10 protein-coding genes are annotated in these 12846 nt (G+C 38.0%); 8 read left to right on the forward strand and 2 right to left on the reverse strand.

What is annotated here, in order from left to right; all coding sequences use genetic code 11:
- Positions 1–99 precede the first annotated feature (99 nt).
- From ABLB98_RS04890 to ABLB98_RS04925, 8 genes are all read left to right on the forward strand, one after another.
- Positions 100–1635, forward strand: coding sequence for a TolC family protein (locus ABLB98_RS04890; protein ID WP_249571150.1), 1536 nt, complete (start codon positions 100–102; stop codon positions 1633–1635).
- Positions 1632–3773: a type I secretion system permease/ATPase gene (locus tag ABLB98_RS04895; protein WP_348883188.1), complete on the forward strand. Its 2142-nt coding sequence runs from the start codon at positions 1632–1634 to the stop codon at positions 3771–3773. The genes ABLB98_RS04890 and ABLB98_RS04895 overlap by 4 nt, the downstream gene beginning before the upstream one ends.
- Complete coding sequence (locus ABLB98_RS04900) at positions 3770–4960, forward strand: HlyD family type I secretion periplasmic adaptor subunit (protein WP_348883190.1); 1191 nt, start codon at positions 3770–3772, stop codon at positions 4958–4960. Before ABLB98_RS04895 ends, ABLB98_RS04900 begins: the two co-directional genes overlap by 4 nt.
- 237 nt (positions 4961–5197) lie before the next feature.
- The gene (locus ABLB98_RS04905) at positions 5198–7189 is read left to right on the forward strand and encodes an AAA family ATPase (protein WP_348883191.1); all 1992 of its coding nucleotides are present in this window, start codon (positions 5198–5200) and stop codon (positions 7187–7189) included.
- 13 nt (positions 7190–7202) lie between these two features.
- Positions 7203–8822 carry a VWA domain-containing protein gene (locus ABLB98_RS04910; RefSeq protein ID WP_348883192.1) on the forward strand — a complete coding sequence of 540 codons (1620 nt, stop codon included), beginning with the start codon at positions 7203–7205 and terminating at the stop codon, positions 8820–8822.
- An 80-nt stretch (positions 8823–8902) separates the two neighbouring features.
- A complete protein-coding gene (locus ABLB98_RS04915; RefSeq protein ID WP_348883194.1) occupies positions 8903–9505 on the forward strand; it encodes a YigZ family protein in 603 nt (200 codons plus the stop codon).
- Positions 9495–10112 carry a DapH/DapD/GlmU-related protein gene (locus ABLB98_RS04920; RefSeq protein WP_348883195.1) on the forward strand — a complete coding sequence of 206 codons (618 nt, stop codon included), beginning with the start codon at positions 9495–9497 and terminating at the stop codon, positions 10110–10112. Before ABLB98_RS04915 ends, ABLB98_RS04920 begins: the two co-directional genes overlap by 11 nt.
- Before the next feature lie 115 nt (positions 10113–10227).
- Complete coding sequence (locus tag ABLB98_RS04925) at positions 10228–11070, forward strand: universal stress protein (protein ID WP_087546763.1); 843 nt, start codon at positions 10228–10230, stop codon at positions 11068–11070.
- Between the two features lie 119 nt (positions 11071–11189).
- Here the strand turns inward: ABLB98_RS04925 and ABLB98_RS04930 are convergent, their stop codons facing one another.
- Both ABLB98_RS04930 and ABLB98_RS04935 read right to left on the reverse strand, forming a co-directional pair.
- Positions 11190–11858, reverse strand: coding sequence for an O-methyltransferase (locus ABLB98_RS04930; RefSeq protein ID WP_005157533.1), 669 nt, complete (start codon positions 11856–11858; stop codon positions 11190–11192).
- A gap of 138 nt (positions 11859–11996) precedes the next feature.
- A complete protein-coding gene (locus ABLB98_RS04935; RefSeq protein WP_348883196.1) occupies positions 11997–12710 on the reverse strand; it encodes a peptidase M15 in 714 nt (237 codons plus the stop codon).
- Positions 12711–12846: the final 136 nt, after the last annotated feature.

Genomic DNA, 12846 nt, shown 5'->3' on the forward strand with positions numbered 1-12846 from the left:
AACCTGATAGGACAAGGGACCTATGAAATTTGTCGTGTACAGAGTGGAAAAAGTGAGTAGAATGATTGTGCTTTTAAATGATAATAATATGAAAAGAATATGAGCATAAAGAAAGATATAATCGTCAATAGTAGAACATGGAAAATATATGTAGATATTAAGTGGCTATTTTCTATAGTACTTTTATCGGTACCGATTACGCATGCTGAGACACCCCGTGAACAGTACCATACTTTAAAAAATAATTTGTCGCAGCTGTTTGCACCAAAAAGTAATGAAGACTTTAAAATTGCCAATATGCAGAGACTAAGCAATTTTTCGTTTAATTCTTCTAGTGTTGAATTACCTGTAGTTAGTGCTAGTCATGCGATTGATACAATTCCAAGTGCTTTTTGGCAAAGCCACCTGAAAGTTTTAAAAGATGCGGTAAAAGTAGTGGTGCAGAGAAATCCAGAAATTTCCCAAACACTCGCGACTTTAGCAGCACAAAATGCAAATATTGATGTTGCAAAAGCGGGCTACTATCCACAGATTACTGGGGGCGTTAACACTGGAGATTTGACAAAAAAATCAGCTCGTGGACAACAGATTCTTGCATTGAATGCGACACAAATGCTTTTTGACTTTGGAAAAGTGAAATCAGGTGTCAACACGGAACAGGCAAAACTTTCATTAGAACAAGCAAAAGTGCTTATTAAAATTGATGATATTTCATTAGATGTCGCTCAAACGATAATTAATATACAACGTTATCAGAAGCTTATTCAGATTGCGAATCAACAAATTTCTGGAATTCGGCGGATTCAAGAAATGGCAAATTTAAGAGCAAATGCAGGAATTAGCAGCCAAGCGGACCCAGTACAAGCCCAGTCTTATTTACAGTCTGCTCAGTCTGCTTTAATTGCACAGCAATCTTTACTTGCCCAATACCAGCAGCATTTAAATACTTTACTTGGGTTTGATGTAAATAACGTGCAATGGGCGATTCCAGATGATTTAGTTCAACAGTCAGACTTATATTCAGCCCCACAATTTAACATCATTCCTCAAATGATTGCTGCACAAGCAGGAATTGACGTTGCTCGTTCGCAGAAACAGCAAACACAATTAAGTCGATATCCTACATTATCTGTGAAAGGTGAATTGAGTCAGGCTTTGCATGGTCGAAACCCAAATAATGATAAAGAGGGAGGTTTCGATAGCGCCATTATGTTGGAAGCGACCAGTCAATTTTATCAAGGTGGCGCAACATCCTCACAAATTAAAGCGGCTAGCTTTGCCGAAGAGGCTGCTAAAGCTCAAGTCAATGCAGTCTATCTACAAATACTTGACCAGATTCGGACGAGTCGGGAACAAATTGAAAATAAGCAAAGACAAATGCAAGTTCTCAAGAGCCGTCAAGCGACAACCGTGAGAACAAAAGAACTTTATCAAGAACAATATAAATTAGGTACACGATCACTTGTAGATTTATTAAATGCTGAACAGGCAATTCACGGCGCAAATTCTGAGTTAGAAAGTGCACGTTACGATATTTATAGCAGTATTGCGCAATACATAGCAACCACAGGGCGTTCGCGTCAAGCCTACGACTTAAATAATATACAAATTCAGGGGTTTGAAGTTCAGCCATGATGACAAAAATAAATTATCAACCGTGGTTGCAAGCGGTATTAATGATTGCAAAGCATTATCGTATAGAACCGTCTGAAGAACGTGTACGTTTGCAACTTGATTGGAATCAAAATCAAAATTTAGATGAAATTCTATTATTAATGTGTCGACAAGTTGGTCTTCATTTACGCAAAGTTAAGTTTAGTGATGATGTGGTCAATCCATGGCGTTTGCCCGTGATTGTTGAACTGAATGATGGTCAAGTTGGTGTTGTTGATAAGGCTGATACAGAAGGTAATGTCAGTGTTCAATTAAGTGGTGATCAAGGGCTATCGCAAAAATTTGCTGTTGGAGCACTTAAACATATTGTTAAAGGTGTTTATATCCTTCGACCAGAAAAATCAGTACCAGATGCACGTATCGATGAATACATTAAGCCTTATGAAGCGAGCTGGTTTTGGTCAATTGTATTACAAGATTGGAAGCGTTATATTGATATAATGTTTGCCTCTCTTATGGCTAATATTCTGGCATTAGCTACCATCATTTTCTCTATGCAAGTATATGATCGGGTCGTTCCATCGCAATCTATTCCAACACTTTGGGTACTTGCGGGTGGAGTATTCATTGCAGCAATTTTTGAATTTGTTCTCCGTGTTTCGCGTGTTTATTTGTCAGATATTATTGGAAAACGTGCCGATTTGCGTATCTCAGATCAGGTCTTTGGCCATGCGCTCAGAATCAAGAACAGTGAGCGTTCCAAGTCTACAGGCACCTTTATTTCCCAGATTCGTGAGTTGGAGGGTGTTCGTGAGCTGGTCACCTCAACCACCATGGGAGCCATCGCAGACCTGCCATTCTTCTTCCTGTTTCTGGTTATTTTTGCACTGATTGGTGGCAACCTGTTTTGGGTGATGTTGGTGGTGGTGCCGTTAATGATCTTGCCTGGTATTTTAGTGCAAAAAAAATTGGCTAAACTTGCGCAGGAAGGAATGCGGGAATCTTCAATCCGTAATGCCATTCTGGTGGAGGCTGTACAGGGAATTGAGGATATTAAGTTACTACGCGCAGAGTCCCGTTTCCAGAATCAGTGGAATCACATGAATGAGGTGTCTGCCGACATCAGTATGCAGCAACGCAAGATTGTGGGTGTATTGATGGCCTGGACACAGAAAATTCAGGGGCTGACCTATGCAATTGTAGTGCTGGTCGGCTGTTTTGCCGTGATGGCTGGGGAAATGACAACGGGTGCCTTGGTGGCCTGTTCCATTCTTTCCTCACGTATGCTGGCTCCAATTTCACAGGTGACAGGTATATTGGGTCGTCTCCAGCAGGCAAAAGTGGCCAAGAAAAGTCTTGATGAGTTGATGAAGAAACCCGTTGATCAGGCGGACCATGCCCACTTGGTGCATAAGGAAGCCTTACATGGTGATTATGAACTCAAGAATGTGGTGTTTCAGTACTCTGAAGATGACCCACGACCAAGTCTGGCCATTCAGCAACTCAAAATACGGGCAGGTGAGCGGATTGCGATTTTAGGCCGTAACGGTGCGGGTAAATCCACCCTATTGCAAATTCTTTCAGCGATGCAGTTTCCTACCAATGGCTCGGTTCATTTAGATGGCTTGGATATTAGTTTAATTGATCCCGCTGATGTGCGTCGGGATATGGGTTTATTGAATCAAAATGCGCATTTATTCTATGGAACAATTCGTGAGAATTTAACGCTTGGTGCGCCGTTGGCACGTGATGAAGATATTTTAAAAGCCTTAAAAGTTACGGGCGCTTTAAGCTTTGTACAAGAGAAAAAAGAGGGTTTAGATCATTTAGTTTTAGAAGAGGGCGTTGGGTTTTCTGGAGGACAACGACAGGCATTATTATTGGCAAGACTGCTGATTCGTGAACCTAATATTTTACTTTTAGATGAACCTACAGCTGCAATTGATGATGTTGCTGAGAAACAATTGATTGATCATTTAAAAGGTTGGCTTTCTCACCGAACTTTGGTGGTGGCGACTCATCGCCGTGCTGTTTTAGAATTGGTTGATCGTATTATTGTCATGAATGATGGCAAAGTGGTAATGGATGGACCCCGTGAACAAGTATTAAACCAATCTACTTTACAACAAAAACAATTTAAGCAAGGGGATAATTCATGAGTGAACTAGAACAAGCCAATAGCCGTCCCATGAATGTTACCTATAAAGAACCAAGTTTACCGCGTTCTAGCTTTGTTATATGGATTGTAGGCATCGGTTTACTTGTACTTCTAATTTGGGCGTGGTTGTTTAATTTGGAAGAGGTTTCAACAGGTATGGGGAAAGTGATTCCATCTTCCAAGGAACAGATCATTCAATCTCTTGAAGGCGGTATCTTAACCAAGCTTGAGGTTAAGGAAGGAGATGTGGTTGAAAAGGGGCAGGTACTTGCCCAGCTAGACCCAACACGCCTTGCTTCAAATGTAGGAGAGTCCCAATCCTTGCTGACCTCTGCACAGGCCACTGCTGCACGCCTGCGTGCGGAAGTGAACGGAACCCCACTGGCTTTTCCTGAAGAGGTGCTGAAAGAACCTAAACTGGTACAGGAAGAAACTGCACTTTATCGTTCACGCCGTGCCAATCTTGAAGAGTCGATTGCAGGCAACCAACAGGCACTGAAACTGGTACAGCAGGAGCTGGCAATGACAGCACCTCTAGTTGCCAAAGGTGCGGCAAGTGAAGTTGAAGTTTTACGTTTAAAACGTGAGGCAAACGATTTACAAAATAAAATCAATGACACCCGCAATGAATATTATGTAAAGGCACGTGAGGAACTTTCCAAGGCAAATACCGATATTCAAACCCAGCAACAGGTGGTGAAAGGCCGAAATGACAGTTTACAGCGGGCTGTTTTTAAAGCGCCTGTCAGAGGTGTGGTAAAAGAAATTGATGTAACGACATTGGGTGGTGTCATTCCTCAAAATGGTAAATTAATGACGATTGTCCCATTGGAAGATAAGCTATTAATTGAGGCGCGTATTTCTCCAAGAGATATTGCATTTATTCGTCCAGGACAAGAAGCATTGGTAAAAATCACAGCTTATGATTATTCAATTTATGGTGGCTTAAAAGGTAAAGTAACGGTGATTTCACCCGATACGATTCGTGATGAAGTAAAGCAGGATCAATTTTATTATCGTGTTTACATTCGTACGGAATCTGACCGCTTACATAACAAAGCTGGCACAGCCTTTAGCATTACCCCTGGTATGGTGGCAACCGTGGATATCCGCACTGGACAGAAAACAGTTCTGGATTACCTGCTTAAACCATTTAACAAAGCCAAGGAAGCATTGCGGGAGCGTTGATTATATTGAGTTGTAAATAAAGTGGATCATACCCTCAAGATTGGATAGCTATTTAATTTCGAGGGTATTTTTTTTACGTCGAATATAGGTGAACAAGTTTATAGGGAAAAATGATTGATTTAATTTTAACCGCTTAAGTCGTTACAATAAAAAATCAAATGAAGTTGGGACACAATCTGTCCATATCCAATGCTACACTGCAAAAACGAATTAAATTTCAATATGTTGTACATAAAAATGAAAGAAAAAATTGCAGGATTACTTAAACAACTCAATACAGGTTTTATTGGTCGTGAAGACGTCATGAAGTCTGCATTATTAACTTTGATTGCAGGGGAAAATATTTTACTGATTGGCCCTCCAGGCACGGGTAAAAGTATGCTGGCTCGCCGCGTTGCTGAACCCCTTACACCTGAAAATGAAAAATCTAATTATTTTGAATACTTACTGACCAAGTTCTCTACACCAGAGGAAATTTTTGGGCCTTTATCGTTAACAGATTTAAAACAAGATCGTTTCCATCGTAAAACTGCTGGTTATTTACCAACTGTACAAGTGGCATTTTTAGATGAAATTTTTAAAGCTAGTTCCTCCATTCTGAATGCTTTACTGACGATTTTAAATGAACGTAAATATCATAATGGTACAAGTATTGAGGATATCCCTTTACATGCTTTGATTGCGGCATCGAATGAATTACCGATTGGTCAGGATGAATTGTCGGCTTTATATGATCGTTTTTTAGTACGTAAATTTGTGGATTATATTGATGAACAGAATATAAGCCTATTGTTTAATTTACCGCAAAGAGAACAGATTCAAGCAAAATATCAACTCACTGTAACTGAGTTAAATGATATTAGAGAAAAAGCCAAAGCGGTGATTTTTCCTGATGAAGTACAGCAAGCAATTCAAGATATTTGGAAGAAATTTAAGGAAGAATTTAAAGAAAATAAAGATGAGGTATTGTCAGATCGGCGTTTTGTCAAAGTTTTGCATATTTTACGAATTTCTGCTTTAACCAATGGACGCAAAGAAGTTGATTTTTCTGATGTAATGTTACTTAAAGATTATCTTTGGAATCACCCTGATCATGCAGAAAAAGTTTTAGATATAGTTCGTAAGGCTATTGGTAAATTTTCTGTTTATAATGATAATAGTTCTTCTATTGAATCTTCATCTCGATTAAAGCAGGATGCTTTAAAACGCCAAAAAATCAAACAACAAAACAGCCCAAAACCATATCAATCTGCATCATTAAATTCAGTGATTAAAGGTTATAAAGGCAGTGGTACAGAACATGACCCAATTTTAATTGAAACGATACAGGACTTGGCAGGTTTACAAAAACCAGAAGTCGGACAGCAAGGCTACTATTTCTTACAAACGGCTGATATTTATGGTTCTGCTTTAACACAATGGTTTGATATAGATTTTAAAGGTAACTATAACGGCAATGGTTTTTTAATTAAGTTTAAAGATAATTTTATTCATCATGATAATTTTTCAAATACACAAGGTAATATTTATTCAATCTTTATTAATGTCCAAGATTCAAAAATAACGAATATATCTATTGAGGGCGTATTGCTTGCAAAAAATATAGCAGATAGTGAAATTTTGGGTAGTTATACAAAAAATAGTTTTGCAATTTATGCTAGAAATTCAAAAATACAGCAATGTTATACTCGTTCTCCCTTATTATGGCAACAGGTTTTTAATACACTGATTTTAAATTGTTTGGTTCTATTAGATAAGCCGAGCGACTATTGGGGAGTTTCATACAGAGTTACTGATGAAAGTAAAATAGAAAATTGCTTTGTTCAAGGAAATATCGCTAATCTTAATTTTTATGGATTAGTTTGTCAGAGTAATAATAGCTCTATTTTAAATAATGCTTTGGGTAAAATTAATGCTTATACTAAAACTAGATTTATTGATAATTATTCAGATACTACTTTAACAAACAATATATCTATAGATAGTAATAATGGAACATCCGATGCCAATGGTAAAGATGGTTTAACTGTTCCTGCTGCATTTTTTAACCAAAAATATTTTGAAGATCATTTAGGTTGGGATTTTGAAAATATTTGGCAATGGGATACACAAAAAGATCATCCTACACTACGTCCATTAATAGCAGATAAAACCACAAAACAACCCGAACTTAAAGCAAATAAAATCTCTTTAATCACGCAACAATTACAAGCGAATATTTGGCTATAAAAGGTTGTCGATTATGTTAGGTTTTTTAGCGACAAAGCTCTTTCAACCCTTTTTAAAACCCCTTAAATATTTTGTCGATGATAATTTTCGCTCAAAAGTTGAACCTGTTGAGGGTAGTGTACTCTATTCAAATCTCTATGCTGTGGTTGAACATTCTGGGATTTATGTTGGTGGTGGACAGATTTCTAATATTATCGTTGATAGCTTGCTAAAAGGCGAAAGTACTGTCCGTTTAAGTAATGCACGGGATTTTACCGACCGAAGTTTATTAGGTAAAAAAATCTATGTGTCTTGTGATAAAAACGGTAAACCAGTAGGCGATTTTGATGTTTGCGGTGGTGCGATGAATCATGTCGGTGACCGTGGCTTTTATGGCTTAGTGTTTAAAAACTGTCATAGCTTTTCGCAAAAATGTGTCAATTATTCACAGGAAAGTTATTGGCTTAATTCGATCGTTGGATTCACTGATTTAGTGACCGAATTACCAACCAATCTTCTATTATTAAAGAAAACGGCTAATCATAAAATCAATGCCCGAAAATGGTTATTATGGGATTGGCAAGAGGATAATCAAAAAGAACCAAAACAACCTGAACCCGATTGGCAAGATATTGAACGTCAATATAAACATCAGCCTTTAACGCCTGAATATATTGAACAGTTACAGCAAGAACTGGAACAAACAAAGGAATATCAACAGGAAATTTCTGACGAAAATATCCCTAAAGACATTTTAAATAAATTACAGGGGTTTCAACAGAATCTACAAAATATTTCTGATAAATATGAACAAGTCAAAGGCTTTTTGGCAACGTGTCCCGATGCACAATTTAGCTATCAACAATTACAAGACTGTAAAATTGATTTTACTGCTTTAGCCAAGCAACTACAAAATAATAGCGTGATTAAAGACTTAGCCCGAAAAATGGGACGTAATTATATTTCGGAAGAAAAAAAGAAACAAAATAAAATCCCAACCGCCAGTAAAAGCGAAGTACATGGTACGCATCGTAGCGATGATGTGATGCGATTACTCCCAAGCGAATTGATTAATCTTGAGGATGAAACACTGGAAACATTATTTTATGCTCGTTTACTTGAACAGAATCTATTAACCTATGAATTGCAAGGGATAACGTTTATCAATGGTGAAGAAATAGAGCAACAACATAAACGTACAGATCCAGTGGTGGCTTGTTTAGATACTTCGGGCAGTATGCAGGGTGAACCACTACTCAAAGCCAAAGCATTATTATTCGCCATTGCCAATATTTTAAAACAGGAGCAACGTTCCTTGCATGTGATTTTATTTGGTTCAAGTGGTGAGTTAAAAGAATTTCAAATGTTGGGCGCAGAATCTCTAGCAGATTTATTGCAATTTCTCCAACAGGGATTTAATGGTGGTACGGATTTTGAAACCCCTTTAAAACGAGCAGTAGACATTATAAAAGCTGAAAAAAATTATCAAAAAGCCGATATTTTAATGATTTCAGATGGAGATTGTAATTTGTCAGATTATTTTTCAGCCCAATTACAAGGTTCAAAAGACCAGTTAAATTGTATGGTGTATTCTGTGTTATGTGCAGGACAACGAGTTAAAGATAACTTTAGTGATGAGATCTTTGTCTTATAGTAGAACGATAGACTTTGTGAGATAGCTCTCTCAGCTACAAAAATTGATATAATTTCTTTTTTGCTTTTATTTAGATTTTTATGCCATTCACCATTGCCCATACGGTTACTTTTGAAGAAGAAATTAAAAAAAGTCGTTTTCAGGCGATTGCTGCGGTTGTTGAAAATGAACAACAGGTCAAGGCCTTTTTAGACCAGACTAAAGATACATCAACCACTCATCAATGCTGGGCATGGAAGATAGGACACCATGTACGCTTTAATGATGATGGTGAACCCTCTGGAACAGCAGGTCGTCCTATTCTGGCAACCATAGAGGGCAATCATTTAACCAATGTGATTGTCATGGTCAACCGTTGGTATGGCGGAATCAAGCTGGGCACAGGTGGACTGGTACGGGCTTATGGTGGCTGTGCTGGACAGTGTTTGCTATTGGCTGAGAAAATTGAGCTAATTGAGAAAAAAGCAATACAGTTTGCCTGCCTGTTTAATGAATGGGCAATTATTCAATATGAGTTGATGCAACAACAGATTGAATATCAAGAAAGTTACACTGAAACAGGTGTTCTTATTGAAGCACGATTACAAGTACATCAAATTGAGCCTTTAAGGCATAAGCTCCAAGATGTGACACGTGGACGTGAATCGCTTAAGGTGATAGAGGAACAAGAAGATGACAACTGATCCTTTATTAAAGTATCGAGAACAACATAAGCATCGTTTGAATTATATGCCTTGGTTGTACTGGTCACTTAAGCCTAAACATCGAGAGTGGGCAGATGTATGGCAGGCTGAATATCAAGCTTATTTGATGGAAATGGAAACAATAGAGATTGGCAAAAATTGTTTTATTTCCCCTTTAGCGCATATTTTTGCAGAGCGTGGGCGAAAGATTAGCATTGGTGACAATACCTTTATTGCGGCAGATTGTACCTTGCATGGGCCGTTGCAGATTGGCAGTGAAGTGGCGATCAATCACCACTGTATTTTAGATGGCGGACGTGCAGGCATTAAGCTGCATGATCAGGTTCGCATCGCGGCCTATAGCCATTTATATGCCTTCGATCATGGAATGGATTTAGACCGACCAATATACCAACAAGCTGTTAGCTCCAAAGGAATTGAGATTGGGCGAGATGTATGGTTAGGTGCTCATGTTGGTATAAAAGATGGCGTGAAAATTGGACATCATGCGGTTGTGGGGATGAATAGTATGGTCACTAAAAATATAGAAGATTTTGCAATTGTGGCAGGTAATCCAGCTAGATTGATTCGTTATCGTACTGAATAAAATCAATTAAAAGCTCATGAGATTCTATACATAAATTTAACCCACCATACTTTGATCTGTGATAAATTAAAAACAAGTAGAAGACCTAAGGTGTTAAACCTAAAGAGAGGCGAACATGAACCGTGTCATTGCATGTATTGATTCTTCACCCTGTATTGATGCTGTTGCTGAAGCAGCCGCATGGGTGGCGAAGCAAACGCAAAGAGAATTAGTATTGTTGCAAATTCTGGACTATTATCCAGCAAGCTATCATTTAGGTGAAATCAGCGGTGTCATTGGTTTTGAAAGTAATGCCATGTTGCTCAAGGAGCTGGCTGAGCTTGAGCAAAAGCAAAGTGAACTCGCACTCGACTACAGTAATAACTTACTGAAACATATTTCTGAGCTGATCGAAAAACAATATGGTTTAACCAGTACCAAGATTCAGGAAAAAGGCGATTTTCTTGAACAGAGCTTTAATATTTTAAAAGAGAATGATGTTGTCATTATCGGGCGTGTGGGTGAACGGGCGGCCGAGAAGAATAAGCCAATTGGCAGTAACGTGGAAAACTTTATTCGTGGTGCAAACTGTACAGTGATTACTGTGGGAGAGCATTTTGAACCACCGAAACGTTTTATTTTCGCTTATGAGTATTCACCGACCTGTCAAAAAATGCTGCAACGTATAGCACAAAGTGATTTATTGAAAAAGTTACAATGTCATTTACTTTATGTCGGTGATCACCCAGAAATGCTGGCAGAGCCAGAAAAATATTTAAAAGATGTGGGTTTAGATGTTATACCCATTTATCGATACGGGGATGTTGCCCAAAATATTCTTGAATATCAAAGAGAACATGATATTCAACTCATTGTTTTAGGTGCTTTTAGCCATAGTAAAATTCATCAATTTTTCTTAGGCAGTATTACTACAACGATCTTCCGAAATGCCAATGTTCCCTTACTCGTAGCTAAGTGATTCATTTTCTTCCATATAGTTATCCGCAATTACTGTGGATAACTATATGGAAAAGCATTGTGGATAAATATAAGTTATTGATATTAAATAATTAAAAATTTTAGATTGTTTTTTGATCTCTATTTTACGATTGCAATTGCAAAACCATCATGCCCTTTAGATCCTACTGTTTGTAGAGCAGTGCAAGAGAGCAGTTGAGGATGATCTTTTAATGCTGAGAATGCTTCACGAATGCCTTCAATACTAGGCTTCTTATTATTCTCATCTAAGATCGCACCTGCACGAATGACGTTATCAAGTACAATAATCGTACCTGAGTGAGAAAGCTTTAAGCTTAATTCAAAGTATTCACGATAACTTTGTTTATCGGCATCAATGAAAATCAAATCAAAGGGTTCACTGCCTTCAGCAATGAGTTGCTTCATAATATCTGCACCACGACCTTTCTTGAGCTCGATATTGGTTGGCATCTTGGCAAAATCGATATTTTCCTGAGCAATAATGACGTGAGTATCTCGACCTTCTACCGTGAGTAGATAGCCATCTTCAGGTAATGCTTTTGCAAGCCAAATAGTACTGTAGGCACCAAACGTTCCCAGTTCCAGTACTCGTTTGCATTGGTTCATCTGAATCAACATTTGCAAAAACATGCCTTGATTAGGCGCAACAGCCAAATGATTAGAAAACCCCTGAGTATCGGTGTTGTCTAATGCATGTTGAAGTCTTGGGTCTGTGGGAATTAAATGTGAATTGATATAGTCATCAATGTCGGTCCACATCTGTTGCATAATCAAGTTTACCTATGAATCTGTTAGCTGCATTTTAAACATTTATATCCAGAGTGCAATTTGATTACTGAATTAATCACTATCTTTGAAATAAAAAAGAGACCGTTTAGATCTCTTATCGATTTAAATTATCGTTTATTAGAAGTTACACATTGAACTATTTCGGGTGAGGTCAGGCCCCCAAGTTCGATAACCTTGCGTATCGATATGAATTTGGCCAGAGCTGTACAAGCCTATTCCAAGATTTAAACTCTGCCCATGCTGGATCCAAAATTGGCATAGTTTAAATTTGGTCTGTTCAATATATGCATAGTCTTGCGGTTGTGGAACCTCAGGCCCGATACGGAAGTCGATTGCTGAATTGAACAAATGCTTAGAAGAACCCGCACCACCTGCACATTGATTTAAAGGTAGATCGCGGTAAACAGAAGTGACTTCGAAATCAGTTAAAATCTTAGCAGCGATTAAATATTTAAAGACCCGTAAGGTTGAAAGTGAATTATTCCATAGCTCACGATTTGGTACCATATATTCTGAGCGACCACATTTTTGCCAATCTCTAGCGGTACGTAATAATTCAAAACTTGGAATAATATGCGCCACATTGTTGCGTGTTAAAAACTGCTCGTATTCGCGGACGCGCGCGTAATTTTCACCTTGATTGAGCCATTGGCGATAAGAGTTTGGTTCAACTTTATTTGGAATTGGGCGAGTAAAAGTAACTTGTTCTTGAGGAATGTAAATTCTTTTATCTTGATTTTGATTCACTTTAGTGACTGAACTGACACAACCGACCATCATCACAGGGATGATACAAAATGATAAGAGACCCTGTAATTTATTTCGCATCATAAAAAAGCAGTTCACAATCTATAAGTGATAGATGAATCATTTTAATGCAAAATAACGTACAAATAATGGTGCAATTGCAAAGAAATGTGTGATTCGAGTATAAAAAAAGACCAGTTAATACTGGTCTTTTCTATGA

The organism is Acinetobacter yuyunsongii, assembly GCF_041021915.1.
In the GTDB taxonomy this organism is placed as follows: Bacteria; Pseudomonadota; Gammaproteobacteria; order Pseudomonadales; family Moraxellaceae; genus Acinetobacter.

Coding starts and splice junctions, on each gene's coding strand:
- ABLB98_RS04920 (WP_348883195.1), top strand. CDS start 9,495: ATGACAACTGATCCTTTATTAAAGTATCGAGAACAACATAAGCATCGT.
- ABLB98_RS04915 (WP_348883194.1), top strand. CDS start 8,903: ATGCCATTCACCATTGCCCATACGGTTACTTTTGAAGAAGAAATTAAA.
- ABLB98_RS04930 (WP_005157533.1), bottom strand. CDS start 11,858: ATGCAACAGATGTGGACCGACATTGATGACTATATCAATTCACATTTA.
- ABLB98_RS04925 (WP_087546763.1), top strand. CDS start 10,228: ATGAACCGTGTCATTGCATGTATTGATTCTTCACCCTGTATTGATGCT.
- ABLB98_RS04900 (WP_348883190.1), top strand. CDS start 3,770: ATGAGTGAACTAGAACAAGCCAATAGCCGTCCCATGAATGTTACCTAT.
- ABLB98_RS04890 (WP_249571150.1), top strand. CDS start 100: ATGAGCATAAAGAAAGATATAATCGTCAATAGTAGAACATGGAAAATA.
- ABLB98_RS04905 (WP_348883191.1), top strand. CDS start 5,198: ATGAAAGAAAAAATTGCAGGATTACTTAAACAACTCAATACAGGTTTT.
- ABLB98_RS04935 (WP_348883196.1), bottom strand. CDS start 12,710: ATGATGCGAAATAAATTACAGGGTCTCTTATCATTTTGTATCATCCCT.
- ABLB98_RS04895 (WP_348883188.1), top strand. CDS start 1,632: ATGATGACAAAAATAAATTATCAACCGTGGTTGCAAGCGGTATTAATG.
- ABLB98_RS04910 (WP_348883192.1), top strand. CDS start 7,203: ATGTTAGGTTTTTTAGCGACAAAGCTCTTTCAACCCTTTTTAAAACCC.